Source organism: Cobetia sp. MC34 (genome assembly GCF_018340035.1).
GTDB classification, from domain to species: Bacteria; Pseudomonadota; Gammaproteobacteria; order Pseudomonadales; family Halomonadaceae; genus Cobetia; species Cobetia amphilecti.
In genome coordinates, this window is record NZ_JADPPY010000001.1 from 1 (window position 1) to 25,295 (window position 25,295).

The 25,295-nt window shown below is 66.2% G+C and carries 21 protein-coding genes; 4 read left to right on the forward strand and 17 right to left on the reverse strand.

Features of this window, described 5'->3' with window-relative positions; genetic code table 11:
- Positions 1–214 precede the first annotated feature (214 nt).
- Together dinG and IZU87_RS00010 are read right to left on the reverse strand one after the other, a co-directional pair.
- Complete coding sequence (dinG, locus tag IZU87_RS00005; RefSeq protein ID WP_213113329.1) at positions 215–2,353, reverse strand: ATP-dependent DNA helicase DinG; 2,139 nt, start codon at positions 2,351–2,353, stop codon at positions 215–217.
- Positions 2,354–2,570: 217 nt separating this feature from the next.
- Positions 2,571–3,875 carry a DEAD/DEAH box helicase gene (locus IZU87_RS00010; RefSeq protein ID WP_131431459.1) on the reverse strand — a complete coding sequence of 435 codons (1,305 nt, stop codon included), beginning with the start codon at positions 3,873–3,875 and terminating at the stop codon, positions 2,571–2,573.
- Between the two features lie 1,015 nt (positions 3,876–4,890).
- Here IZU87_RS00010 and IZU87_RS00015 point away from each other — a divergent pair.
- Complete coding sequence (locus tag IZU87_RS00015; RefSeq protein WP_043331879.1) at positions 4,891–5,157, forward strand: hypothetical protein; 267 nt, start codon at positions 4,891–4,893, stop codon at positions 5,155–5,157.
- A complete protein-coding gene (gene xthA / locus IZU87_RS00020) occupies positions 5,157–5,969 on the forward strand; it encodes an exodeoxyribonuclease III (protein WP_054554994.1) in 813 nt (270 codons plus the stop codon). The genes IZU87_RS00015 and xthA overlap by 1 nt, the downstream gene beginning before the upstream one ends.
- A gap of 137 nt (positions 5,970–6,106) precedes the next feature.
- Here xthA and IZU87_RS00025 read toward each other — a convergent pair whose 3' ends face one another.
- The 8 genes from IZU87_RS00025 to IZU87_RS00060 all read right to left on the reverse strand — a co-directional run bounded on the left by IZU87_RS00025 (position 6,107) and on the right by IZU87_RS00060 (position 13,698).
- Positions 6,107–7,402 (reverse strand): hypothetical protein, encoded by a 1,296-nt coding sequence (locus IZU87_RS00025; protein ID WP_213113330.1) that lies wholly within the window; start codon positions 7,400–7,402, stop codon positions 6,107–6,109.
- A 133-nt stretch (positions 7,403–7,535) separates the two neighbouring features.
- On the reverse strand, positions 7,536–8,330 hold the full coding sequence (locus tag IZU87_RS00030) for an energy transducer TonB (protein WP_213113331.1): 795 nt from the start codon (positions 8,328–8,330) through the stop codon (positions 7,536–7,538).
- Between the two features lies 1 nt (position 8,331).
- Positions 8,332–8,730: an ExbD/TolR family protein gene (locus IZU87_RS00035; protein WP_043331884.1), complete on the reverse strand. Its 399-nt coding sequence runs from the start codon at positions 8,728–8,730 to the stop codon at positions 8,332–8,334.
- Complete coding sequence (locus IZU87_RS00040) at positions 8,723–9,346, reverse strand: MotA/TolQ/ExbB proton channel family protein (RefSeq protein ID WP_082388107.1); 624 nt, start codon at positions 9,344–9,346, stop codon at positions 8,723–8,725. The genes IZU87_RS00035 and IZU87_RS00040 overlap by 8 nt, the downstream gene beginning before the upstream one ends.
- On the reverse strand, positions 9,339–10,790 hold the full coding sequence (locus IZU87_RS00045; RefSeq protein WP_213113332.1) for a MotA/TolQ/ExbB proton channel family protein: 1,452 nt from the start codon (positions 10,788–10,790) through the stop codon (positions 9,339–9,341). The genes IZU87_RS00040 and IZU87_RS00045 overlap by 8 nt, the downstream gene beginning before the upstream one ends.
- A complete protein-coding gene (locus tag IZU87_RS00050) occupies positions 10,790–11,701 on the reverse strand; it encodes a DUF3450 domain-containing protein (RefSeq protein ID WP_349305151.1) in 912 nt (303 codons plus the stop codon). The genes IZU87_RS00045 and IZU87_RS00050 overlap by 1 nt, the downstream gene beginning before the upstream one ends.
- 321 nt (positions 11,702–12,022) lie before the next feature.
- Entirely contained in the window at positions 12,023–12,949 is a 927-nt protein-coding gene (locus IZU87_RS00055; RefSeq protein WP_043331885.1) for an electron transfer flavoprotein subunit alpha/FixB family protein, read from the reverse strand.
- Positions 12,946–13,698: an electron transfer flavoprotein subunit beta/FixA family protein gene (locus IZU87_RS00060; protein ID WP_192838434.1), complete on the reverse strand. Its 753-nt coding sequence runs from the start codon at positions 13,696–13,698 to the stop codon at positions 12,946–12,948. The genes IZU87_RS00055 and IZU87_RS00060 overlap by 4 nt, the downstream gene beginning before the upstream one ends.
- 593 nt (positions 13,699–14,291) lie before the next feature.
- Between IZU87_RS00060 and IZU87_RS00065 the strand changes: the two genes are divergently transcribed.
- Together IZU87_RS00065 and IZU87_RS00070 are read left to right on the forward strand one after the other, a co-directional pair.
- Complete coding sequence (locus tag IZU87_RS00065) at positions 14,292–15,935, forward strand: electron transfer flavoprotein-ubiquinone oxidoreductase (protein WP_153635265.1); 1,644 nt, start codon at positions 14,292–14,294, stop codon at positions 15,933–15,935.
- Between the two features lie 227 nt (positions 15,936–16,162).
- Positions 16,163–17,398, forward strand: a complete 1,236-nt coding sequence (locus tag IZU87_RS00070) for a dicarboxylate/amino acid:cation symporter (protein WP_213113333.1) — start codon at positions 16,163–16,165, stop codon at positions 17,396–17,398.
- Between the two features lie 110 nt (positions 17,399–17,508).
- On the opposite strand, the gene IZU87_RS00075 is transcribed toward IZU87_RS00070, so the two are convergent.
- The 7 genes from IZU87_RS00075 to tmk form a co-directional block, all read right to left on the reverse strand.
- Positions 17,509–18,450, reverse strand: a complete 942-nt coding sequence (locus tag IZU87_RS00075) for a sulfurtransferase (protein WP_225996472.1) — start codon at positions 18,448–18,450, stop codon at positions 17,509–17,511.
- A gap of 140 nt (positions 18,451–18,590) precedes the next feature.
- Complete coding sequence (locus IZU87_RS00080; RefSeq protein WP_249330354.1) at positions 18,591–21,125, reverse strand: ATP-dependent helicase; 2,535 nt, start codon at positions 21,123–21,125, stop codon at positions 18,591–18,593.
- A 116-nt stretch (positions 21,126–21,241) separates the two neighbouring features.
- Entirely contained in the window at positions 21,242–21,916 is a 675-nt protein-coding gene (locus tag IZU87_RS00085) for a DUF1285 domain-containing protein (RefSeq protein WP_213113334.1), read from the reverse strand.
- A gap of 42 nt (positions 21,917–21,958) precedes the next feature.
- Entirely contained in the window at positions 21,959–22,792 is an 834-nt protein-coding gene (locus tag IZU87_RS00090; RefSeq protein WP_213113335.1) for a TatD family hydrolase, read from the reverse strand.
- A 110-nt stretch (positions 22,793–22,902) separates the two neighbouring features.
- Positions 22,903–23,253 (reverse strand): PilZ domain-containing protein, encoded by a 351-nt coding sequence (locus tag IZU87_RS00095; RefSeq protein ID WP_043331891.1) that lies wholly within the window; start codon positions 23,251–23,253, stop codon positions 22,903–22,905.
- Between the two features lie 265 nt (positions 23,254–23,518).
- Positions 23,519–24,544: a DNA polymerase III subunit delta' gene (locus IZU87_RS00100; RefSeq protein ID WP_054555003.1), complete on the reverse strand. Its 1,026-nt coding sequence runs from the start codon at positions 24,542–24,544 to the stop codon at positions 23,519–23,521.
- Positions 24,541–25,290 (reverse strand): dTMP kinase, encoded by a 750-nt coding sequence (gene tmk, locus IZU87_RS00105; RefSeq protein WP_213113336.1) that lies wholly within the window; start codon positions 25,288–25,290, stop codon positions 24,541–24,543. Before tmk ends, IZU87_RS00100 begins: the two co-directional genes overlap by 4 nt.
- Positions 25,291–25,295 lie beyond the last annotated feature (5 nt).

A 25,295-nucleotide genomic window follows, 5' to 3' on the forward strand; every position in this document is an offset into this window, starting at 1 on the left:
CCGCCTTGGCAATGGCATCAATGGCGTCGCTGAAATGCATGAGACCTTCCCATAATAAGTGTACCTGGCACAGGAAGGTCTCATGATCAGCTTATGGAGAATAGGCTTAACTGACTGGCATTACGCCGATTGGCGGGGCTTTTTTGTGGCTGCTGGGTCGGCAGCTGACGGGCCAGCTCTGATCGATCAGCCCTGAACCATCACTTGTGCCCCATCAGTTCTGGCGCACGCCATCGATCTCGCGCACGAAGGGCGGCAGCGCCTCGATCAACTGCTGGCCGTAACGCTTGGTCAGGATGCGTCGATCCAGAATCGTGATACGCCCTTCATCGGCTTCCTTGCGGATCAGGCGCCCACAGGCCTGCACCAGCTTGATCGAGACATCCGGCACCGCGATACGCATGAACGGGTTGCCGCCCCGCGACTCGATCCACTCCGCCAGCGTCGCACCGACCGGGTCATCCGGCACCGCGAACGGCAGCCGCGTGATCACCACGTGGGTCAGATACTTGCCGGGCAAGTCGATGCCCTCGGCGAAGCTCGCCAGCCCGAAGATGATGCTGCCGCGCCCGCCATCCACCGCCTTGCGATGCTGACTGAGCAGCTCATGCTTGGGCAGACGACTCTGCGCCAGTACCCGCTTGCGGGTCTCGCTGTCCAGCGCCTTGTTGACCGCCGCCAGCTGCTTGCGCGAACTGAACAGCACCAGCACCGCCTCGCGCACATCCAGCGCATTGACGAAGTCGACGATCGCCTGCTCATGCGGGCCGGGTGGCGACGGCTCCACCGCCTCGCGCGGGATGGCCAGCACCGCCTTGCCATAATCGAACGGGCTGGGCAGGCGCTGATAGCGATAGCGATTGGCCAGGCCTGCGCGCTCCTGCAGGCGCTCGAAGCGATTGAGCGCCGTCAGGGTCGCCGACGTCAGCACCGCACCGAAACAGGTGCCCCACAGATGGCGTGCCAGCGTTTCCGCGGCGGACACCGGACTTGCCGAGACGGTCATCTCCGGCTCGCCATTGAAGCGCTCGAAGGTCAGCCAGCGCGCATGCGGCGGCCCATCGGCAGGATCGCTCAGGCCGATGGCCTCCCACAGCGCATGGGCTTCCAGCGCACGCCCGTGCAGCAGGGCCACCAGCGGCAGCCAGTCCTCGGCATTCTCCTTGGGCAGGCCGGTGGCCTTCTCCGGGTCCAGGCTCTCACGCAGGATGTCGGCGATCTGCTCCAGCGCCCGCGACAGCTCCGCGAAGCCCTTGAGCAGGTTGTGGCCAAGATCCTTGAGCGCCTCCGGTGCCTGACCGCGCTCGAAGCGATGATTGGTGACGTCCTCGCCGGCCCCATTGGGCAGATCCGCCAGCTGATGCCCCAGCCCGAACACCTCGCCCAGACGCGGCTCGATATCCGCCAGCAACTCGGGCATGCGCGCCAGCAGGCGGCCGATGGTCGGCTGACTGCCCAGCGCCGCATTCAGCTCGGTGAGCGACTTCTTGAGGTTGCCCAGCCAGCGCAGCGTCTGATTGATCGGCGTGCGGTGGTGGAAGTGATCCAGCGCCTTGTCGGGCAGATGGTGCGCCTCATCGAAGACGTAGATGCAGTCACTGGGCGATGGCAGCACCAGCCCGCCGCCCAGCGAGAGGTCCGCCAGCACCAGGTCATGGTTGGCGACGATGATGTCGGCCTGCTCCAGCTGACGACGGGCACGGAAGAAGGCACACGCCGAGAAGTGGCTGCAGCGGCGATTGGTGCACTGACGGTGATCCGTGGTCAGACGCGCCCAGTCGCGATCCTCGACCTGCAGCGGCCAGCTGTCGCGGTCCCCTGCCCACTCGCCGCTGGCATAGTCCTCGGCCATCTTGCCGGCCAGCTCCACGAAGCTGCCGCCGTCGCTGGCGATCATGTCGCGCTCGAACAGCGCCATGGTCGGGTTGTCCTCGACACCTTCCAGCGCCTGATCCAGCTTCTGCACGCACAGGTAACGGCGACGGCCCTTGGCCAGCGCATAGTCGAAGGTCAGCCCCGAATGCTTCTTGAGCGCCGGCAGGTCCTGATGCATGACCTGCTCCTGCAGCGCGATGGTCGCGGTCGAGACCACCAGCCGCTTGCCGCGCGCCTTGGCCACCGGCAGCGCGGAGAGCAGATAGGCCAGCGTCTTGCCGGTGCCGGTACCGGCCTCCAGCACGCAGACATGCTCGTTGCCGAGGCGATAGCCTTCCGGATTCTGCTCGATGTTGCCCAGAGTGCGCGCGATCTCGGCGATCATCAGCCGCTGCCCGTAGCGCGGCGTCAGCTCAAGACCCTCCAGCAACTTGCGATAGGCGCCCTGAATCTCGCCCTTGAGGCTATCTTCCAGCATTGCGTGTCTCTCTCCTCAACTGGCCATCCACCCCTGACCCACGACATCCGGCCGACAACAACTGGCAACTGGCCGCTTGTCGTCAAACCAGCGGGTCATGGAGCGCAAGACGGCGAACAGCCTGAGCTGTCCGCCGTCTTTGCGTGCTACTGCCATCTACCTCGACTGCCCTGCGCGGCCGGCCACCTTTCTGTGGCCGGTCGGAGGCAAGCAGACGTTACAGCAGGCCCTGGGGCGGCTGCTGACGCGGCAGTGTTTCCTGCAGGTAGTCTTCGATTTCCGGCAGTGAGAAGACATCTTCCTCACCGACGAAGCTGATCAAGGTCACATCGCTGAAGCTTGCACGGTGAACGTAGTCTTCCGGCACTTCCGGCAGCGTGAAGTTGATCGCATGGGTCGCGTCTTCAAGTGCGAAGCCACGCCCGGCGACATCGCTGACCACCAGCACCTTGAGCTTGCCGTTGCGGAAGGCCTCGTGGGCTTCCAGGCGCTCGGTCTGGGTCTCGGCGCCGGACATCACCGCCGATTCGATACCGGCTTCCTTGAGCGCGGCGTTGATCTTGCGCACCAGCCCACGGCTGTTGCCGAAGACCACGGAGCGCTCCATCTCGCCCTGCTTCACCAGATTGATCAGCAGACGCAGCTTGTCATCATCGCTCACGGTGTAGGTCTGCACGGCGTCGTTATCCGCCGCGATGGCAGCCGTCGCTTCGTGCTCGACCGCGACCTGAGTCGCCTCATGCGTCCACTGCTCGGCCAGCCCCAGCACGTCGGAAGACAGCTCGGCGGAGAACAGCAGCGTCTGGCGCTCTTCGGGACGCGGCGTGGCGCGGATGATGCGCTTGACGTCGGGGATGAAGCCCATCGACAGCATGCGGTCCGCTTCGTCGACCACCAGCACCTCGGTCTCGGAGAGATCGACATCACGCTTGGTGTGGAAGTCGAGCAGGCGGCCTGGCGTTGCGACCAGCAGGTCGACCTTGCGCTCGAGGCGTTCACGCTGCTTCTGGTAGTCCATGCCACCCACCACGCAGGCCACCGAGATGCGCGCGAATTCGGAGAACGCCTTGGCGTCCTTCTCGATCTGCAGCGCAAGCTCACGGGTCGGCGCGATGATGACGGCACGCGGCGCGCCCGGCTTCTGGCCTTCCGGCGCCTTCTCTTCCAGGAAGTAGGCCAGGGTGGCGATCAGGAAGGCGGCGGTCTTGCCGCTGCCGGTCTGGGCACGGCCGACCACGTCACCACCCAGCAGTGCCTTCTCGAAGGTCTGGGCCTGGATCGGGGTGCAGTATTCAAAGCCGGCCTTCTGGATGGCACGCATCAGCGGCAGCGGCAGATCGAAATCATGGAAGCGCCACTGGCCGGCGACCGGCGCGACCGGGAACTGATCGAGGTTCCACTTGGACTGGGAGCGACGCGGCTTGCGACGACGACGCTTGGGCTTTCTCGGCTTCTGGTTCGGGTCCTGCGGCTCTTGCTGAGTCTGCTCAGCGGCTGGCTGGGTCTGATCCGTCTCGCTCATGTAATCCGTTCTTTTCAAGGGTTCATATGCGACAGGCGCGGGTCGTTCTCGGAATCTCGCCGTGACAGGCCACACCCGGTTGGTTCGTCATGCCCAGTCGTCTCACCTGGTTCGCCTGACTCGCGCCTGATGCGCGGTAGTCTCGGGCTGCATGCGCCTTTACCGGATTGGGAGCCATCCCCTGCCCTTCTGCGGCAACACCCCCTGGGTGTGCGTCTCCGAGGCCACGCAGGCCTCGGGTGCAGAAGGACACGAATGCTCTCACCTGTTCTTGACGGATTCACGCATCCAGCGCTCCCCTGCCCGAATGTTCGGCAAGGGACTGGAGCGGACGTCTGCCATGAGGGTCTGCTCACGTGGCACCGGTCATGTCATCGCCGGGCTCACGCAACGGACAGGCTCATGGGTCGCCACAAGGACGGCCGATACTGCGTGTCGGTCGAAAGGGCTTCTTCATCGGGCGGGCATCAGGCTGCCGGGCAACCTTGGCCACGCCACGGGACAGTTCGCCGCCGCCCGTCAGTCTGTCTGTCTATCTGTCTGTGTGGGCCGGGGCGGCGTACCTGCCAGGGTCATTCAGGTAACACTCATATATTGCATATTGCATGTCGCTGGCACGGGCAATGGCAGCAAGACTGGCGCGTCCGGCAAGCCGTTGTCTCTGACATGCGTGAGGGGAAGCGCGCCCCGAGGGGCAGGCGACCCGCCATCGTGCATGAGACACAAGGCGCCGATTCAAGCGGCCTGTCACGTACCTCACCTGCGGGCAGCGACGATAACGCCGACATATTGTACCAGCCCGCCGGCGTCTTCGCGCCCCTGCATCATGACGCACTCGGCGCGAGACATCCTCGCGTGCACGACACGCGATGCTTCTCACCACGAAGCCCCTCATGGCACCCGCCCCATGCAGGCTGGTAGAATGCACGACAACTGATGCGGTTGCCCGCGTGCCGCGGCCTTGCCGTGCGACTCAAGGCTGGCGACTGCCGACACCGAACAGGAAAGCCCGAAGATGACACGTAGAAAGAAGAGCCGCTCCATCGCCGACAAGGTGCAGATTCGTACCGGCCGCCGCAAGGACTTCAAGAAGTGGCGCGCCGAGAACCCGGACCAGGTGCATTCCGGGCCGCGTTACGTGGCCAAGAAGAAGGACCAGCGCAAGTCCCAGGCTGCCGCCAAGCTGGAACGCATGAACGCCGCGCCGCTGTTGCCGCTGCACCCTGATGCGCCGGCCAAGGAAGACAGCTCCTCCAAGGATGATGGTGGAGGCGAAGCGTGATGCGCCTGATTTCCTTCAACATCAACGGCATCCGTGCGCGTCCGCATCAGCTGGAAGCGCTGATCGAGACGCATCAGCCGGAAGTCATTGGCCTGCAGGAAACCAAGGTGCAGGACAGTGAATTCCCCCACGCGCACATCGAGGCGCTGGGCTATCACGTGGTGTGGCACGGCCAGAAAGGTCACTACGGCGTCGCGATGCTGACCCGTCAGGTGCCGAAGAAGGTGCACTACGGCATGCCGGATGACGATGAGGATGCCCAGAAGCGCATGATCGGCGTCGAGATCGACGGCCCGAACGGCGAGCCGCTGATCGTCTACAACGGCTACTTCCCCCAGGGCGAGAATATCGAGCACCCGGTGAAGTTCCCCTACAAGACGCGCTTCTATCAGCAGCTGTTCCGCCTGCTGGAAGAAGACCACCAGCCCGAGCAGCATGTGGTGGTGATGGGCGACTACAACATCTCGGCCACTGACCGCGACATCGGCATCGGCGAGCCCAACCGCAAGCGCTGGCTGCGCGAAGGCAAGACCAGCTTCCAGCCCATCGAGCGCGAGTGGATGGAGCGCCTCTACGCCTGGGGCCTGACCGACAGCTTCCGCCACGTGCACCCGGAAGTCGATGACCAGTTCAGCTGGTTCGACTACCGCTCGCGCGGCTTCGAGCGTGAGCCCAGGCGCGGCCTGCGCATCGACCTGATCATGACCAGCCCCGGCCTGACTCCGCTGATCAAGGATTCCGGTGTCGACTACGCGCTGCGCGGCATGGAAAAGCCGTCGGATCACGCCCCGGTGTGGACCGATATCGGCTGATACGCTGAGCAACGCCAGCGCGAACACGATCGCCAGACACGCAAACGCCGCCTTCCCCGTCTCAGGACGATCAGGAAAGGCGGCGTTTTCGTTGCAGTGATGCTCAGACAGCGCTGGATCGTAAGCGTCTCACATCATCAGCGCTGCGCGACGGATTTCAACCAGGCATCGGCCCCTTCGGCGCCACGCGCCTGAGCCTTCTTGAAGGCTTCACGCGCAGGGTCGAACTGCTCCAGCTGACTGGCGACCACGCCGGAGAGCAGCCAATGACGCGCCGAGTCATCGCCACGCTCACCGGCCGCGGCCAGCGCCTGCTGCGCCGTTTCCCAGCGACCCCAATCATAGGCAAGCTCGGCATACTGCCGGGCATCCTCGAGTGACTGGCTCTGCTGCGAGACGGCTGCCCACGCCTTGAGCGCATGCTCGACATCGCGCGCCGCCGTCCAGGCCTGCGCCAGCTGGCGACGCAGCGCCGGGGTGTCTTCAAGCAGCGGCTGCCCCTCGGGTGTCGCGGATTTCGAAAGCCCCGCCTCGATCAGCTCCGCCGCCCGCGCCGGCGCACCGGCCGCCAGCTGCAGGTCGACCCGCTGCTGGTAGGCGTCACTGCCGCTGACGATTCCCGCCGCCCACGCCGCTTCCCAGGTACTGGCGGCGCGGGTGTTCTGGTTGAGGCGCTGATAGAGCGCCACGGCACGCTGCCAGTCCTGCGGGTCGCGTGACTCGCCCAGTCCCTGCTCGACCAGCGCCACCGCCGCGCCATGGCGGCCGGTCTGCTGATAGACACTGACGGCCAGCTTCAGGCGATCACCGCTCGGCGCACTCGCCTTGCTGGCACGCTCCAGCCAGTCCTCGGCGCGCGCCCAGTCACCCCGATTGGCCTCCAGGCTGACCGCCAGCCACAGGTCATCGGCACTCGCCGAGCCGCCGTGCAGATATTCCGCCAGGCGAGCGATACCACTGTCGCGCTCACCGGCGCGCAGGCGCAGCATCGCTTCACGACGCAGCCACTCGCGGGCCTGGGAGGCGTTGACGCCCGGCAGGCGACGCGCCTCGGCATACAGACGTGCCGCCTGGGCCTGATCGCCCTGGCGCGCTCGCGCACTGGCCGCCAATGACAGATACAGCGCACGCACTTCACCACGCTGGCGCTTGGCCTCACGCTCGGCGCGCTCACCGACCGCGTCATAATCGCCTTCATCCAGCCGTGACTGCAGCGTGCGCAACTGCCCCGCCACTTCGGCGGAGACGCGCGTCGCCGCATGGGCCGCGCTGATGCCACCGACTTCCATCATCAGCATCAGGCAGGTCGAGACCAGCGTCACGCGGGTGAGTCGGCGCCCGCCGCGTGTCAGCAGCTGGCGCGCCCGCGCCATCAGGCCTCGCGATCGCTCAGCGCTGTCGGCGTCCTGCGGCGGTGTGGATTTCGCTACCATGAGTCTTTCCTCTTGCGTTCATCTGCTGCCATGACCCGGCGCATTGCCGACAAGTCCACGGCATCAGAGATGACGACATATGACACACATCAGACACCCGATGAAAGCCCGCGCCATGGGGTCATGGGTTGCCTCAACGCAACTGGAACTCAAGCCGCTGGCGCGCCTGGCGCGCATTGCCCGCGGCCGGGAATTCCCAGCGCGCGATCGCCTTCATCGCCGCCCGGTCAAACACGCCCGACGGCTCGGCACGCACCACCCGCAGCGAGCCGCCATCGACATTGCCGTCCGGACGAATCACGAAGGCCACCTCGACGAAGCCCTCGATGCCGCGGCGACGCGCACGACTCGGATATTCGGGAGCGGTGCGCACGGTGGGCCGCGGTGAACCACCCTGCGCCGCCGGGGCCGCCTTGGGCTTGGACGGCTTCGCCGCGGTCTGTGATGACGCATCAGACGCCGACTGCGCCGATGAAGCGGCCTCGGCCTGCCTGGCGACCGCCTTGGGTTCCGGCTTGGCCTTGGGTGCTGGCTTGGGCGTCGGTTTCGGCTTGGGGGTCGGTTTGGGCGGACGCTCGACTTCCAGCGGCGGCAGGCTGTCATCCATGGTCAGCTCTGGCGTCGGCGGCAATGGTGTCTTGACCTCGGGAATCGCCACCGGGCTTGTCGCCTTGGGTGCCGGCATCGGCGCTGCCTTCGGTGGCGGCGGTGGCTCGGCCGGCGGCGTGGGCAGACTTTCACTCGCCGCCGGCGCGGGCTCCGGTGCCTCTTCAGGCGCCTGAACGGTGGAGACCGACAGCGGCTCCGGTGGCGGCGTGTCGTTCACCGGCGGCGCGACCAGCAAGGCCAGCGCATAGAACAGCACCAGCGCCAGCAAGGCGCCGCCGACAAGCCCGACGAGTCGATTGGCATACAGGCGTCGCGTCATGTCATTCGCCCTTCGAGGCGGCGACCGCGATGTCCTGCACACCCGCGTTGCGCAGTGCATCCATCGTCTCGACCAGCAGACCGGTCTGTGAGCGACTGTCGGCCTGGATCACCACCGGCTGACCATCGGCAAGATCGGCCACGGCGTCGCCGACGCGATGGGCATCCACCGGCTTGCCGTCGACCCATACCGCGCCCTCGGCGGTGATGGCGACCATGACCGCCGCGTCGGGGCGCGCCGTGGCGTTGGAGGCTTCCGGACGCTGGATCTCGACCCCGGACTCCTTGACGAAGCTGGTGGTGACGATGAAGAAGATCAGCATGATGAAGACGACATCCAGCATCGGCGTCAGATTGATCTCGCCGCTGTCTTCCGCGGCCTCCATGCGACGTCTACGCATGTGGTGTCTCGCTTGTATCAGAGGAGGAATCAAAGCCGTTCGCAGCGGACATGCCGGAACGTGCATCATCGACGGCACGCGCCAGACGGTCGTGCAGGCGCTGGTCTTCACGACGCACCACGCGCTCGAAGCGCGTGACGAACATCAGGCCCACCACCGCGACCGCCATGCCGGCCAGCGTCGGCAGCGTGGCACGTGCCACACCGTCGGCCATGGCACGCGCCTGGCCGGTGCCGGCGATCGCCAGCGAATCGAAGACATGGATCATGCCGGTCACGGTGCCCAACAGGCCTGCCAGCGGACAGATCAGCACCAGCAGCTTGAGCCACGGCAGCGGTGCGCGCAGACGTGACAGCAGCTCACGGGTCAGCACCTCGCGATGGGTGAGCGCCGACCAGCTGTGGTGCTCGCTGCGCGCCACCCAGTCGTGGATCAACTGCTGACGCGCCGGGCGATGCACGAGCCGCCAGTAGAGGCCGCGCTCCAGCGCCAGCCCGAACAGCACCATGGCGATCAGGCAGATCACCACGATCAGCGGGCCACCGCTTTCCACCAGCCGCATCACTGGCGCGAAGCCACCGCTCAGCAAGGAAGAGGCGGCCAACGAATCAGGCATGCTCGGTATCCCGCTGACGCGCCGCCGCGCTGGCAGCCTTGCTCGGAGCGCGCTTCTCGAGGTGGTCGGCCAGACGTGCACTGGCGCGGCCCTCGAGGCGGCCCATCAGGCCCTTGGACAGACTGGAAAGTCCGGTCTGGGCGAACAGCAACGGCACGGCGGTCACCAGACCCAGCACGGTAGTCACCAGCGCCTGGGAGATACCGCCGGCCATCAATTTGGGGTCGCCGGTACCGAAGACGGTGATCGACTGGAAGGTGCCGATCATGCCGGTCACGGTGCCCAGCAGACCCAGCAGCGGCGCGATGGCAGCCAGTAGCTTGACCAGCGCCTGGCCACGTTCGAGCCTGGGCTGCTCGGCCAGCAACGCCTCATCGAGACGGGCTTCGAGCGCTTCCGGCTCGTGATCATGCCGCATGCCTTCAAAGCGATGCAGCACACGGCCCAACGGGTTGTCGTCCCTGAGCTGGCTCAGGTCGGCTTCCTGACGCTTGACCGCCCGGCGGGTCAGCGACAGACGCACCAGCTGGATCAGCGCGATGATCAGGCCCAGCACGCCAAGACCGACGATGACGTAACCGACGGCACCACCCTGCTTGAGGCGCTCACCGAGACGCGGCGCCCGCGCCAGCGCCTGGGTGACATCGCCACCGGTGGGGTCGAAGCTCAGACGATCACTGTCGCCGGCATCGAAGGCCGCCAGCTGCTTGCGAATGCGCAGCGGCGTGGTACCCGCAAGGCCGAGGGTGTCCAGCGCAGAGGGACCATCCACGGCCTTGTCTTCCGACAGCGGCGCCAGCAGGTGGCGACCACTGAAGGCCATCTGTTCGCCGACGCGCACGATCTCACGCGGCTTGATGCTGCCATCCGGCCCGGCCAGCGGTGCCTGGAAGCGCAGCGCGCGACCGCTTTCGGTGGCGATGCTGCGGATGTCCGCGGTCAGGGCGGCGAGTCGCTCGCGGCCCGGCACCTCATCACGCGGCCCCAGGTCCGGCAGACGCGCCTGGCCGCCGACCAGCAGCCAGTTGCCCGCCAGCGCCTCACGCGTCTCGCGGGCATGCTTGCGCGCTACCTCGAAGACCTGACCGAGATCGCCCTGCTGGGCCTGACGCTCTTCGTCCAGACCGCTGAGGGTCGCCTGTTGTTCCTGCGCTTCGGCCTCGAGGGTCGCGCGCGTCTCGCGCAGGCTGTCACGCCGCGCCTCGGCCTCGCTGACCGCCGCTTGCAGTGCCTCGCGATCCGACAACAGGGTGTCGAGACGCGCCTGATCGCGGCCTTCGGCCTGACTGGCGGCCTGCTCGAACTGCTCGACGCTCAATGACTGCTCGGCACTGCCGGTCGCCGCCAGCACGGCGGGAGATGACAATGTCAGCAGCCCCAGAGTGCCGGCCGTCAGCAACAGGCGTGACAGAGACGCGCGTGGCGCTTGTGAATTCGTCGCCATCAGCTGGACTCCTGCGCGGTACGGGTAGTGGTGGTACGTGTGCTGGTGACTGCCGCGGCAGCCTGATCGGCGCTCTTGAGCGCGGACTGCGACAGACGCCCCTTCGGAGCCAGCTCGACGTCCTCGACCGGCACCGACAGCGGCAGGGTTACCAGTGACGGTGCCTGCTGGTCACGCGCCATGCTGATACCCTTGCGCAGCGCCTCCAGGCCGCTGTCATCCAACACCTGCCAGCTGCCATTTCTGGCCTGCCAGGCGCCACCATGCTGACCATCCAGCGTCAGGTAATAGAGGCCGACGCGGCCGACACGCAGATACTGCACCTCGGTGTCTTCCCCACCGACCAGCCCAGCACGCCAGGTATCGAAGCCCTGACCGTAGCTCAGCTCCTGCTGCCAGGCGTTGAGCAGCTGATCGAGGCGCTCGTCATTACTCAGGCTGGCATTGGAGAGGTTGTCACGCAGACGCTGGACGCGCGCGAGGCGCTCGTCCTTGAGAAACGGCAGATCCTGCTCGATGAAGTCCGCCAGCTCCTCGACCTGCTGACGCAGCAGGCCCGGCAGCGACTCACGCGTGGCCTCGAGATTCTCCAGCGCCGTGCGCTGGCGCTCGATACGCGCCGCGCGGTCAGCATTCAGCGGCGTCAGTTCCGCGGTATAGCTTTCCAGACGCGCGGCTTCCTGACGCGCTTCACGCAGGCGCACCAGCAGCGCACGCGTCTCGTCATCAGTGGCATCGATGCGCGCCTGCAGCTCACGCTGGGTTTCCTGATGAGTGGCGGCACTGTCACGCAGTGTCTCGGCATGCGCCGGCAATGCGGTGGCTGTCAGCGGTGCAAGCAGCACCAGCGCCGGGAGCAGGCCGCCAAGGGCTCGCACGCACGGGAAGGGGAAAGAAGTCGAACGCCGCACGGACATCTCCTGAAGAACTAGGCTTGGTTGCATCCTCGGTCGCCTGCCAGGCCGCTAGTGGCTTCCGAGTGGAAATGCAAATCACTGGCATGGACGGTATTACAAACAAGAACAATTATCAATTGATCTTGCCTCGCTCTGCCCCATCAGCAGGCCCTGAAACCTGCAATGCAGCGTTGCACTTTTCTCCTGACGCTCTCTCCCCTGCCCTCGCCCCTACCCTTGCCCGCAGACACAAAAAAACGCGACCCGCCAAAGCGGGTCGCGTTGATTGGCCGGGGCACCTTGCGGTGTCTCGGCCTCAGCCTTACGGGGCGTTGCTCAGAGCTTGCCTTCGAGCTCCGGCAGCACCTCGAACAGATCCCCGACCAGGCCGTAATCCGCGACCTGGAAGATCGGCGCTTCGTCGTCCTTGTTGATCGCGACGATGACCTTGGAGTCCTTCATGCCCGCCAGGTGCTGGATCGCCCCGGAGATGCCGACGGCGATGTAGAGGTCCGGCGCGACGATCTTGCCGGTCTGGCCGACCTGCATGTCGTTGGGCACGAAGCCGGCGTCGACCGCTGCGCGAGAGGCACCGATGGCGGCGCCCAGCTTGTCGGCGATACCGTTGAGCAGCGCGAAGTTCTCACCGTTGCCCATGCCGCGGCCACCGGAGATCACCACCTTGGCGGAGCCAAGCTCAGGGCGCTCGCTTTCGGCCAGGGTTTCCTCGACGAAGCTCGAGACACCTGCATCCTCGACCACGTCCACGGCCTCGATGGCCGCCTGTCCGTCGAGCGCGACCGGATCGAAGCCGGTGGCACGCACGGTGATGACCTTGAGCACATCGTCACTCTTGACGGTGGCGATGGCGTTGCCGGCGTAGATCGGGCGCTGGAAGGTATCGGCACTCTCGACAGCGATGATCTCGGAGATCTGTGCCACGTCCTTCAGTGCCGCGACACGCGGCATGAAGTTCTTGGCGGTGGTCGAGGCGCTGGACAGCACGTGGCTGTAGTCATCGGCCAACGCCACGACCAGTGCCGACAGGTTCTCGGCCAGCTGATGGGCGTAGACGGCATTGTCGGCGACACGCACACGCGCGATACCGGCAAGCCTGGCGGCCTGCTCGGCGACGGCGCCTACGCCCTCACCGGCGACCAGCACGTCGATATCGCCACCGATGGCGGTTGCGGCTGCCACGACACTCGCGGTGCTGCTGGTCAGCTGGCCATCATGATGATCGGCAATGACGAGAATGCTCATGAGATCACCTTTGCTTCGTTCTTGAGTTTGTCCACCAGCTCATCGACGGAGCCGACCTTGATGCCGCCCTGACGCTCGGCCGGCGGCGTGACCTTGACCAGCGTCACCTTGGAGGCCGTGGAGACACCCAGCTCTTCCGGCGTCTTCACATCCAGCGGCTTCTTCTTGGCCTTCATGATGTCCGGCAGCTTGGCGTAGCGCGGCTCGTTGAGGCGCAGGTCAGTGGTGACCACCGCCGGCAGGTTCAGCTTGACGGTCTGCAGGCCGCCATCGATCTCGCGGGTGACATTGACGCTCTCGCCATCGACCGCCACTTCGGAAGCGAAGGTACCCTGCCCCATGCCGGTGAGTGCCGCCAGCATCTGGCCAGTCTGGTTGTTGTCGGCATCGATGGACTGCTTGCCGAGAATCACCAGGCCGGGCTGTTCTTCCTCGACCACCTTGGCCAGCAGCTTGGCCACGGCCAGCGAGTCGACGGCGTCATCGGTCATTACCTGCACGGCGCGATCGGCGCCCAGCGCCAGCGCGGTACGAAGCTGTTCCTGGGCGGCCTTCGGACCGATGGTGACGGCCACGACTTCGGTCGCCACGCCCTTTTCCTTCAGGCGCACCGCTTCTTCCACGGCGATCTCGCAGAAGGGGTTCATGGCCATCTTGACGTTGGTCAGATCGACGTCAGACTGATCAGCCTTGACGCGAATCTTGACGTTGTAATCGATGACGCGTTTCACCGCGACGAGTACTTTCATGGTGTCCTCGCTGATTTCTCATGGAGTACCAGTGACCGTGAGGCCGCCAGCGCTCGATTCATGCAAGCGTTTGATAGGTGAATATCTTCCACAGATGACCGTGATGACAAGTGTCTCGCCACGATATCCGCTGGCACCCGACGGATGAAGTCAGCCAGACCGGCGTGGTTTTCACTGTCCGGGCGCCGCCATTCTCATGCGGGCATCTTGCGCAGAATTGGTTGCCGGGGTCAAACCTGACAATCACTCTCAACACGCCCGAGCGTGAAACCCATCGGGTGATTTCCTGCAACGCCCCCGGTGGCTATTACGTCAGACCCAAGCATAATAAACAAACGGTCGTTTTAAATGCTACTGTTGCGGCATGCTATGCGGCTGCTTCGCGCCAGCGCCTTGTGTCGAGCGGCCGATCGTCCGTGCAGGACATGGCGTACCAGCGTGAGTCGCACCCCTATTTTCACTCCGACGAGTCGTGCCCTGACGCACGCCACGCCGGAGGTTCACTGCCCAGCGAACGGCCATGGTCGTTCGTGACACGCCCGCCCCGCCGGATCCGCGGGGCCCTGACGGCGCAAAGATTGAGGAGACGGGTCATGGAACGCGAATTCATGGATTTCGACGTGGTCATCGTCGGTGCCGGCCCTTCCGGCCTGGCGGCGGCCTGCCGACTGATGCAGCAGGCCAATGCGGCCGAGAAGGAGCTGACGGTCTGCGTGGTCGAGAAAGGTTCTGAAGTCGGCGCGCACATCCTGTCCGGCGCCGTGCTCGAACCGCGTGCACTGACCGAGCTGTTCCCCGACTGGGCCGAGCGCGGCGCACCGCTCAAGACGGCCGTCACCCGTGACGAGGTCGTGCTGCTCAAGGATGACCAGAAAGCGCAGGTCATCCCCAATGCACTGGTCCCCAGGACCATGCACAACGACGGCAACTACATCATCAGCGCCGGCAACCTGACGCGCTGGCTGGGCGAGCAGGCCGAGGAGCTGGGCGTCGAGATCTTCCCGGGCTTCGCCGCCCAGGAAGTGCTGCATGGCGAGGATGGCACGGTGCGCGGCATCGTGGTCGGGGACATGGGCGTGGCCGCCGATGGCAGCGAAAAGGATGGCCACATGCCAGGCATGGAACTGCGCGGCAAGTACACCCTGTTCGCCGAGGGCTGCCGTGGCCACCTGGGCAAGCAGCTGATCTCGCGCTTCTCGCTCGATAGCGAAGCGGATGCCCAGCACTACGGCATCGGCTTGAAGGAGCTGTGGGATGTGCCCGCCGAACAGCACCAGCCGGGACTGGTGGTGCACGGCAGCGGCTGGCCGCTCAAGGGCAACGCCGAAGGCGGCTTCTTCCTCTATCACACCGATGACCAGCAGGTGGTGGTGGGCCTGATCGTCGATCTCGCCTACGACAACCCGTACCTGTCGCCCTTCGATGAATTCCAGCGCATGAAGCAGCACCCGACCCTGGCCCGCCATCTCGAGGGCGGCAAGCGGGTCTCCTACGGTGCGCGCGCCATCGCCAAGGGCGGCCTCAACTGCCTGCCCAAGATGAGCTTCCCGGGCGGCCTGCTGATCGGCTGTGATGCCGGCACCCTCAACTTCGCCAAGATCAAGGGCCTGCACACCGCGATGAAGTCCGGCATGCTGGCGGCGGAAAGCGTGTTCGACGCCATCAAGGGCGGCGACGAAGGCGGCGAAGACCTGGTCGACTTCGGCAAGCGCTTCAAGGACAGCTGGGCCTATGAGGAACTGGATGCCTCGCGCAGCTTCGGCCCGGCCATGCACAAGTACGGCACCTTCCTCGGTGGCGCCTACAACTTCCTCGATCAGCTGACGGGCGGCCGCCTGCCGACCCTGCATGACACCACACCGGACTACGCGCGCATGCGCCCGGCGGCTGAGTGCACCAAGATCGAGTACCCCAAGCCGGACGGCAAGCTGTCCTTCGACAAGCTGTCCTCGGTGTTCCTCTCCAACACCAATCACGAGGAAGACCAGCCGTGCCACCTGCGCCTGTCCGACCCGGAGCTTCCGGTGCGTGACAACCTGCCGCGCTACGCCGAGCCCGCCCAGCGCTACTGCCCGGCCGGTGTCTACGAGATCGTCGAGGAGGCCGGTGAGCCGCAGTTCCAGATCAACTTCCAGAACTGCGTGCACTGCAAGACCTGTGACATCAAGGACCCGGCGCAGAACATCACCTGGGTCGCGCCGGAAGGCGGCGGTGGCCCCAACTACCCCAACATGTAAGCCCCTGCTGCCCGCCAGCTGACAACGCCGCTACGGCCCTGCCGTGGCGGCGTTGTCGTGTCTGGCTCTCCTCATCCCTCAGCACCGCGTACGCGCACACCTTGCGCCCCGTAAGTGCTTCTTGTGTTATTCCAAAAAAATCTCAAAGCGATTGTTGATATAACAGCTTCCCGGTAGCACATTAGCCTCCCTCGAATTCAGACTCACGCCATCGCTTCGGAGCCACCATGTCCGTCACACGCCAGATACTGCTCGCCCTGGGGCTGGGCATTCTCAGCGGCCTTGCCCTGAACGCCGGGGCAGGCGCTCTGCCCGAGGGCAGCGTCGCCTGGCTCGACAGCCACCTGCTGACACCGGTGGGCCAGATCTTCCTGCGCCTGCTGCAGTTCGTGGTGGTGCCGATGGTGTTCGGCGCCCTGATCATGAGCCTGACCAACCGCGAAGGCGGCGCCGACGTCGGTCGCCATGCCGGCCGCCTGCTGGGCAGTTACGTGGTCACCAGCGCCGTGGCACTGACACTTGGCATGCTGGTCGCGCATTGGCTGACGCCGGGCAGCGGCGCCGAGAGCCTGGTGGATTCAGCACCTGAAGGACGCAACGCCGACAGCATCGCCCAGTGGCTGGTGGGCCTGGTGCCCAACAACCCCTTCACTGCGCTGGGTGGCGGCGGTCTGCTGCAGGTCATCTTCGCGGCCGCCCTGATCGGGCTGGCGATGCGCGCTCTGCCGGAGGAAAGCGCACCGCTGCATCGCGTGATCGAGAGCGGTTACACCGTCAGCCTCAAGGTGCTGTCCTTCGTGCTCAAGCTGGCGCCGGTGGGGGTCTTCGCGCTGATCACCTCGGTGATCGCCACCCAGGGGCTGGACCTGCTGATGCGCCTGGGCATGTACGTGATCGGCCTGATCATCGCGCTGGCGCTGATGGCACTGCTCTATCTGGTGCTGCTGGCCGTCACCGGTGCCCGCCCGCTGGCCTTCGTGCGCCACTTCGGCCAGAGCCTGGGCTTCGCCTTCGGTACCGCAAGCTCCGGCGCGACCCTGCCGCTGGCGCTGGGCAATGCCCGCGACTACGGCATGAATGAATCCCTGGCCAGCTTCGCGCTGCCCTTCGGCACGGCGCTCAAGCGTGACGGCGCCGCCGTGCTGCAGGGCTTCAATGCGCTGTTCGTGGCCCAGCTGTTCGGCATCGATGTCACCACCTCGCTGGTGATCACCGTGTTCACCACCGGCCTGCTGGTCAGCTTCTCGACGGCTGGCGTGCCGGGTGCGGGGCTGGTCGCGATGACCACCGTGCTGGGCGCGGCAGGGCTGCCGCTGGAAGGCGTGGCCGTGGTCGCCGGGGTGGACCGCTTCACCGATGGCCTGCGCACCGCCCTCAACGTGATGGGCAACTGCGCCAACGCCGCCCTGCTGGAGCGCTTCGATTCGCGCAAGTCCGCTGCTGAGCCCAAGTCGCAAGCGTAAGCACGCACGCAAAGAGTCAGACAAAGCGCCCCACAAATGACAACGCCCGCCAGAGGTTTCTCTGGCGGGCGTTGTCATTTGTGGGGCCGTCATCGCGCTGGCGCGTGCGGCTACTTCTCGCTGGCCTCACCGGTGGCGACCGGACGCGCGGGATCACTGATCCAGTCACTCCAGGAGCCGGCATACAGGCGCGGCAGCGGCAGCCCCGCGATCGCGAAGGCCAGGATGTTCTGGCAGGCGCTGATGCCGGAACCGCAATAGGCGATCACCTCACCCTGCGCCGGCAACAGGCTGCGCAGCTCACGCATCAGGCTCATGCGGTCCTTGAAGCGGCCATTGGCTTCCAGATTGCTGGGAGTCGGCCGGCAGAATGCCCCGGGAATATGGCCTGCCACCGGATCGACCGGCTCCTGCTCACCGCGAAAACGCGCCTCGCCGCGGGCATCCAGCAAGCTGTCATCCGTGGCGGCCACCTCCTGGGCGCTGACCAGCAGGCTGTCATCAAAGCTCGGCTGCCAGTCGCTGGGTGTGGGGCTCACCGGTTGGGCAGGCGCACGCTTGAGCTCGCCCATGGCCTGATTCCAGGCCTGGATGCCGCCATCCAGCACCCGCACATCCGGATGCCCGGCCCAGGTCAGCATCCACCATAGCCGCGCCGCCGCCATCTGCCCGCCCATGTCGTCATAGACCACCACCTGCTGCTCGGGCGTGATGCCGAGGCGGCGGAACAGCTCGGCCGTCGCCTGATGTGACGGCAGCGGATGCCGCCCGCCCACGCCGTCCTCGCGCACGGCGGCCGAGAGATCGCGGTCCATATCGACATGGATGGCCCCTGGCAGATGGCCTTCACGCCACAGGCGCTCGCCGGCTTCCCCATCGTCGAGACGCGCACGGCAATCCAGCACCACGGGCGACTTGAGGCCCGCCATCGCCAGCTGGGTCACCAGCTGGCTGGCATCGATCAGGGGCGCCTGGCGCTGGTCCGGCACCAGCAGCGATGAGGCGGAGACGGAGGCTGCCGCCAATGCGGCAGGATCAGGATACTGAGCCATGGGAACTCCTTTTCGGGCAGACGAAGATGCGCTGCAGGCATGATGGTGCTCGGCGCAAGGCTTGGCAATCGCGCTGCCTTGTCGCCCGCGTCTCAAGTCCATTGTTACAAGGGACACAAGGGACACAAGGGTCACAAGGGTCACAAGGCTGTCAGCGGGGCACGCGTGGCGATCAGGCGGCGCTTGTTGCCATCGGCGAAGCGCACCTCGATCAGCGGATTGGCCTCATTGCCGGAGACCTCTTCGATCACCCCCTCCCCGAAGCTCTCGTGACGCAAGCGCTGACCGACCTCCCAATCACCGACGCGTCGCAGCACGGCCGGCTCGCCGCGTGGAGAGCGATTGCCCTGTCGAGCGCCGCGAGCATAGGTGCCGCCCGAGCTGGACTGGCCTTGCGCAGCCGACTTGCTGGCCGGCTTGCCCGAGGACTTGGCGGCCTTCTTCGGCAGCGCTTCCAGCGTCGGCGGCGTGATGCCGTGACGTGCCAGAGGCAGCCGCGCCAGATAGGCCTCGCCAAGTGCCGGCACCGCCACACGCAGGCGCTCGTCGCTTCCGTCCGCTGACTCACGGGCGCCCTCATCACCTTCCTCGGCCTGCAGACGGGCGAGCTTGGCGCGCTTGCCGGCACCGTGAATCCAGTCGCCGAGGCGGGTGCAGTCCTCCACGCACAGCTCCGCGAGGAAGCGGCTTGGCGTATGCGTGCCGCCGTCACGCCACAGGTGCAGCTGCTCGCGGGCACGCGTCACGCCGACGTACCACAGGCGACGCTCCTCCTCGAGGCGCTCCGGCGACAGCGGGTTGTCACGCGAGTAGGCCGGGAAGTCTTCCTCGTTCATGCCCCACAGCCCCACCAGCGGCCACTCCAGCCCCTTGGCCCCGTGCACCGTGGTGATCAGCACGCCGTCGGCGGCGTCCTCGACCGGATTGCGCAGCAGATTGATGAAGGCGTCGGGGTCATTGGCCAGCTCCCCTGCCTGCTCGATCAGCACATCCAGCAGGCGCACGTCCTCCTCGCCCTTGTCACGCCGGGCCGCGGCGCGGCGCAGCACCTTGTCGGCCTCCAGCTCATCGACCACATGGCGCAGCAGCCGCGCGGGCGCCCAAGCGCCCAGCGAGGGCAGATCACACAACAGCTTCCAGCGCTTGTGCAGGTTGCGGCGTTGCAGCGGCTTGAGCCCCTCGAGGATAGGGTCTTCCTTGCGTGGCCAGCGCTGGCTGTCGGCCAGCTGCTGACACAGGCGCTCGAGGCGCTCGTGCGCGACGAAGGCGGTGGGCTGGGTGAACAGCAGCAGCAGGTGCGTCGGGTCGCGCAGACGCGTGGCATCACGCGCCAGCTCCAGATAGCCCGCCAGCGCCTGCACCAGCGGCAGACGGAACACGAAGCGATCCCCCTGCCCCAGCCGGAAGGGAATGCCGGCCTTGAGCAGCTGCAACTGCACCGGCACCGACAGCGCCCAGCTGCGCACCAGCACGGCGGCCTCGGCGCCACTGCGACCCGACTCTCGCCAGGCCGTGAGCGCCGCGACCAGACTGGCGGCGCCCTGGCCTTCGAACAAGCGCGTCGCCGGCGTGCCGGGCGCGGCCAGACACAGCTGGTCCGGGCGGCGCGCATTGGCGGCGATGGCGTGATTGGCCGCCAGCGCCAGACGATGACCGTGGCGGAAGGTGTAGCTGAGCGGGAAATCCAGCGGCGCGGAAAAGCTCTCGGCAAAGCGCGTCAGCATGTAGTCAGGCCGCGCGCCACGCCACTCGTAGATGCACTGGTTGGCATCCCCCACGGCCATGACTTCTGCCATGGCGCCGGAGGCCGCGGGCGACGCTTCGCCGGGCGACGGCTCGCCGCCGGACGGTGCACCCGCCAGCAGCGCCAGCATGCGCTGCTGCGCCTCATTGATGTCCTGATACTCATCGATGATGACGTGCTGCAGATGCCCCTGGATGCGTGCGCGGGTCTCGGGCTCCTTCTCCAGCTGACGAAGCGGCCGGTAGAGCAGATCGGCATAGGTCATCTGGCCGTACTGCTCGAGCAGCTGCTCAAGCTGAGCGAAGGACTCGACGAAGTGGCCGGTGTGCTCGCCGAGATTCATGCGCTCGTAGAGCAGCGTCGGCTCGCACATCTCGGCCTTGACCAGATCACAGAACTGGGCGAGCGCTTCGAGGCGCTCGCCTTCCAGCGCCGCCTCACGATCGGCGCGATCAGCATCGCCCAGCGCACGCTGGGCGGCCTGCTTGAGCAGACGCTCCAACGCCCAGTCCTGCTGGATGAGTTCGCGCGGCTCGAGGCTGCCCCAGCGCACCAGGGTGGTGGTCAGGCGATGGCCGATGGAGTGGAAGGTGCGGATGTCGGGCAGCCGTGTGCCCGGCGGGGCCGACTGCGCCAGCTTGGCGACGAAGTCCTCGCGCGCCGAACGGTTGAACATCAGCACCAGAATCCGCTGAGCCGGAATGCCTTCCGCCAGCAGGCTCAGCACCCGCGCCACCAGCGTGGTGGTCTTGCCCGAGCCCGCCACTGCCGCTACCCGCGCATGCCTCCCACGATGCGCCACCACGGCGCGCTGCTGATCCGTCAGCCGTTGCGTCAGCTGATCGACGGCCAGCGCCAGTGGCGATGCTGCAACGTCTGGCTCGGAGGTTGCGGTGCTGTCGGGCTCGATGGGAGGAAGTGGTGACGACATGAAGACCTGCAATGGCTGACGGCGAGAGAAAAGGGGCGAAGCAGAACGCGAGGGGCGTACGGAAGAGAGAGCGGAAGGCGGCAGGCTCAAACAAGTTCAGACAAGCGCAGACAGGTTCAGACCTCGACCTCATCGGCCGCCAGCTGTCCCAGAATCTGGAAGCGCCCGCCGCTCATGAAGCCGAGTGTCAGGCTGCCGTCTTCCTGCTCATGCGTCTCGGCGCTCTCGAGCAGCCGATAGTAGAGGTTGCGGTGCAGGCGCGCGGCAAGGCCGAAGCGCACCGGCACTTCCGGCAGCCGCAGGCCGTCCGGCGTCTCGCTCAGCGTCAGGCAGGTCTCCCCTTCCAGTCGCACGACATCGCCCTGATCGGTGACCAGCTGCCAGACGTCCGGCTGAGGCTCGGATTGCCCGGACTCTGTCTGTCCGGGCTCTGTCTGTCCTGGCTCTGTCTGTCCTGGCTCTGGCTGACCGAGCTCAGCCGGCGCAGAATCACTCTCGACGCGGGAGCAGTCCACCGCCAGGAAGGGGCGGTCCTCGACCTGGATGGTGACCTTTTCCGCCGGCGTGACCAGGCAGTAGCTGCCATCGGGCTCGCGGCGCAGGACACGCGACAGCATGTGCACCAGTCGCGCACGGCCGATGGGCGTGCCCTCGTGCATCCAGCGCCCGTCGGCGCAGATGACGAGGTCCATCTCGCCACAATGCGCCGGGTGCCATTGATCCACCGGCGGCGATGCCTTGCCGCTGGTGGCCTTGTCGCCCAGCTGGGTGAGGATGGCGGCTGGATTCATGACGTTCCCTCCCTGGTGGTCAGATCATGCGGGGTACCACGCTCAATCGATGAGCATACCGCTGCTGGCCAGCGCTTCGCGAACGTTGTCCGGCGCTTCCGGCGCAGCGGCACGGAACAGGCGATAGAAGTTGGCAGTGGTCTGCATCGCCAGTTCATCGACGGTGATGCCGCGCTCGGCGGCGATGCATTCGGCGACCTCGACCACATTGCCCGGCACATTGGAGGTGCCACGGTACGGCACCGGCGCCAGATAGGGGCTGTCGGTCTCGATCAGCAGGCGGTCCAGCGGGATGGCGCGCGCCAGCTCGCGGACGTGTTCGGCGTTACGGAAGGTGACGATACCGGAGATGGAGACCATGAAGCCGTGGCCCACCGCGACGCGCGCCATGTCGAGATCTTCAGTGAAGCAGTGCAGCACGCCACCGACAGCGGGGTCCGTGTGCTGCTTGATCAGCGCCAGGGTGTCTTCGCGCGCCTCACGGGTGTGGATGATCACCGGCAGCTCGAGCTCACGCGCGGCGATCAGATGGCGCGTGAAGCGCTCGTACTGCAGCTCGCGGCTGACGCTCTCGTAGTGATAGTCGAGGCCGGTCTCGCCGATGGCCACCGCGCCGAAGCGCTCGGCGCACTTCTTGATGTCCTCGACCGTGGGTTCCGGGTCGACCTGATGCAGCGGATGCACACCGGCGGAAATCACCACATCCTCATGCTGCTGGGCGATGGCCGAGATCTCGGGCACATCGTCGAGCGTGACGGCAATGGCGAGGAACTGGTGCACGTGACGGGCGCGCGCGGCGTCCAGCACGGCCTCGAGGCTGCCGCCGTGCTCTTCCAGTTTCAGACGATCAAGGTGGCAATGCGAATCGACAAACATCCGGAAACTCTCACTACTGATGGCCACGCGCTGCGCGGCGAAAAACGTGCTCGACCGGCGGGCGCCCATGGCACTGCCGGTCGAGATGATGAAGCGACGCTGCGCTCGCGCTACAGCGTATAGGTCGCGTGACCCTTGCCGAGCATGCCGGCCAGGTGGTTCTCGATATGGTCACGCACCTGGCGGTCCTCTTCACTGAAGTGGATGCCGATCCCGGCAGTGCGCCGGCCACTGACGCCCTGCGGGGAAATCCATACCACGCGCCCGGTGACCGGAATGCGCTCGGATTCCTCAGGCAGGGTCAGCAGCAGATAGACTTCCTGGCCCATGGTGTAGCGCTCGGTGGTCGGCACGAAGATGCCGCCGCGCACGAGGGTCGACATGTAGGCGGCCAACAGGGTCTTCTGATCACGAATGGTCAGCGAGAGCGCCTTCTGGCCTTGCTGTGGAGCGGTATCCATCCTTCACCTCCGGCCGGTCTCCCGGCACATGCAGTCCCGTGACGAGCGTCAGCGCTCACATGAGGGCTCACGCTGCGTATCAATGCGTATTCTTCGGCCATTGCCTGCTGTTATCTGACGCAGGGCGAGCAAGCGGCCTGGCTGGCTTCAGTCTAGCCTGCCCGCCTTGCCTCGCGCAGCCTCGTAGCTTTCCACGCGGGCATCGCTCAGGCCTTTCCTCAGCTCTTCGCTCAGACCTTCACGCCAGAAAAAGGCAGCTGCGCATTCAGGAGCGCAGCAAGGCGGCCCAACGCACCAGCCAGGCTTCCAGCACCAGCTGAGGGTTGGGGTTGCCGCCCGCGGCCAGCAGACGGCGCTGCTCGCGGGCGAAATCCAGCAGCTTGAACCAGTCCTGGGTGCGCCCGTTCTTGACCGCCTGTCTCAGCAGCGGCTCAAGACTGGGGTCACGCAGGTCGCTGGCGTTGCCGGACAGGCCCATGCGAATCAGGTCTTCCAGCCAGGCAATACCGTACCACAGCACCTGCGCCAGCGGTTGGCGCTCCAGTCGCCACGCTTCAGCCACCGGCTCGCCGCCGCGCACCAGCGCATCGAACAGCTCGCGCAAGGCCTGACGCAGCTGACGCTGCTCCGCCTCGCCAAGACGCACCGCCAGCTGCGGCAGACCGCCCGCCATGCGCAGCAGGGCCTGAGCATCCTCGCCCAGCTGCTGCGTGAGCCACGGCAGGCTCTCTTCGGCCGGCGGAATCACCAGCGGCCATTGCTGACAGCGCGAGCGAATGGTCGGCAGCACCCGTGACGGCATGTCGCTGAGCAGAATGAACAGCGTATTGGCGCCGGGTTCCTCGAGGCTCTTGAGCAAGGCGTTGGCCGAGGCGATGTTCATCGACTCCGCCGGCTGCAGACGGATGACGCGGTAGCCGCCCTGCTGGGCCGTCTGGGAGACGAAGCGATTGACCTCACGGATCGGGTCGATGCGGATCATCTTGCCGACATCCTGCGGCGCGACCGCCATCAGATCAGGGTGATGCCCCGCCGCCAGCATATGACAGCCATGACATTCACCACAGGCCGCCGCGCCGGGCTTGCCCTGAGCGGTGCGACACAGCACGCGGGCGATCATCGCATCGGCCAGCTCATGCTTGCCAAGCCCCGACGGTCCGCTGAGCATCACCGCATGCGGCAGGCGACCGTTGTCGTGCACCGCGGTGAAGTGTTGCCACAGCGAATGCTGCCACGGCAGCGGCGAGAAGCTCGAAAGCGTGACACCACTGCTGACGTCTGAAGCACTCATGGCTGCTCATCCGTGGCAGTGTTCGCCTGCCAGGCCGCCACGCGAGCCGCCAGCACCGCCGCGATATCGGCTTGCACGGCTTCAAGCGACTGACCGGCATCGATGGTGGCAAAGCGCTCGGGGTCGGCGTCACGACGCATGTGATAGCCGACACGCACCGCCTCGAAGAACTGCTCGGCTTCCTGCTCGATGCGGTCGGCGCCTTCACCGGTCTCGGCGCGGCGAGCGGCCAGACGGCCACGCGCCGCCTCGACCGGCATGTCCAGCAGGAGGGTCAGGTCCGGCTGCAAGCCTTTCTGCACCAGGGATTCCAGCGCCGAGATATCGGCCAGCGGCAGGTTGCGGCCACCGCCCTGGTAGGCAAAGGTCGCGTCGGTGAATCGATCGCACACCACCCAGGCACCGCGCGCCAACGCCGGGCGAATGGTCGCGGCCAGATGCTGGGCACGCGCGGCGAACATCAACAGCAGTTCGGCATCATCACTCAGCGACTCGGCCGGCGCCGGGTCCAGCAACAACTGGCGAATGGCTTCCGCTCGCTCGCTGCCACCCGGCTCACGCGTGCGCACGACCTCGAGGCCATGCGCCTCGAGCTCGGCGACCACGAAGGCGACATTGGTGCTCTTGCCGACGCCTTCACCGCCTTCCAGCGTGATGAAGCGACCAGCGGGCGAAGCCTGGGTGGCCGCCGCGCTGGCGGCGTGGCGAGAAGACGTCGTGCTTGATGCGCTCGGACGTGAAGACATGATGT

Coding starts and splice junctions, on each gene's coding strand:
- IZU87_RS00015 (WP_043331879.1), top strand. CDS start 4,891: ATGACACGTAGAAAGAAGAGCCGCTCCATCGCCGACAAGGTGCAGATT.
- IZU87_RS00080 (WP_249330354.1), bottom strand. CDS start 21,125: ATGTCGTCACCACTTCCTCCCATCGAGCCCGACAGCACCGCAACCTCC.
- xthA (WP_054554994.1), top strand. CDS start 5,157: ATGCGCCTGATTTCCTTCAACATCAACGGCATCCGTGCGCGTCCGCAT.
- IZU87_RS00035 (WP_043331884.1), bottom strand. CDS start 8,730: ATGCGTAGACGTCGCATGGAGGCCGCGGAAGACAGCGGCGAGATCAAT.
- IZU87_RS00065 (WP_153635265.1), top strand. CDS start 14,292: ATGGAACGCGAATTCATGGATTTCGACGTGGTCATCGTCGGTGCCGGC.
- IZU87_RS00075 (WP_225996472.1), bottom strand. CDS start 18,450: ATGGCTCAGTATCCTGATCCTGCCGCATTGGCGGCAGCCTCCGTCTCC.
- IZU87_RS00045 (WP_213113332.1), bottom strand. CDS start 10,790: ATGGCGACGAATTCACAAGCGCCACGCGCGTCTCTGTCACGCCTGTTG.
- IZU87_RS00025 (WP_213113330.1), bottom strand. CDS start 7,402: ATGGTAGCGAAATCCACACCGCCGCAGGACGCCGACAGCGCTGAGCGA.
- IZU87_RS00055 (WP_043331885.1), bottom strand. CDS start 12,949: ATGAGCATTCTCGTCATTGCCGATCATCATGATGGCCAGCTGACCAGC.
- IZU87_RS00060 (WP_192838434.1), bottom strand. CDS start 13,698: ATGAAAGTACTCGTCGCGGTGAAACGCGTCATCGATTACAACGTCAAG.
- IZU87_RS00095 (WP_043331891.1), bottom strand. CDS start 23,253: ATGGATACCGCTCCACAGCAAGGCCAGAAGGCGCTCTCGCTGACCATT.
- IZU87_RS00100 (WP_054555003.1), bottom strand. CDS start 24,544: ATGAGTGCTTCAGACGTCAGCAGTGGTGTCACGCTTTCGAGCTTCTCG.
- IZU87_RS00010 (WP_131431459.1), bottom strand. CDS start 3,875: ATGAGCGAGACGGATCAGACCCAGCCAGCCGCTGAGCAGACTCAGCAA.
- tmk (WP_213113336.1), bottom strand. CDS start 25,290: ATGTCTTCACGTCCGAGCGCATCAAGCACGACGTCTTCTCGCCACGCC.
- IZU87_RS00070 (WP_213113333.1), top strand. CDS start 16,163: ATGTCCGTCACACGCCAGATACTGCTCGCCCTGGGGCTGGGCATTCTC.
- dinG (WP_213113329.1), bottom strand. CDS start 2,353: ATGCTGGAAGATAGCCTCAAGGGCGAGATTCAGGGCGCCTATCGCAAG.
- IZU87_RS00090 (WP_213113335.1), bottom strand. CDS start 22,792: ATGTTTGTCGATTCGCATTGCCACCTTGATCGTCTGAAACTGGAAGAG.
- IZU87_RS00085 (WP_213113334.1), bottom strand. CDS start 21,916: ATGAATCCAGCCGCCATCCTCACCCAGCTGGGCGACAAGGCCACCAGC.
- IZU87_RS00030 (WP_213113331.1), bottom strand. CDS start 8,330: ATGACGCGACGCCTGTATGCCAATCGACTCGTCGGGCTTGTCGGCGGC.
- IZU87_RS00040 (WP_082388107.1), bottom strand. CDS start 9,346: ATGCCTGATTCGTTGGCCGCCTCTTCCTTGCTGAGCGGTGGCTTCGCG.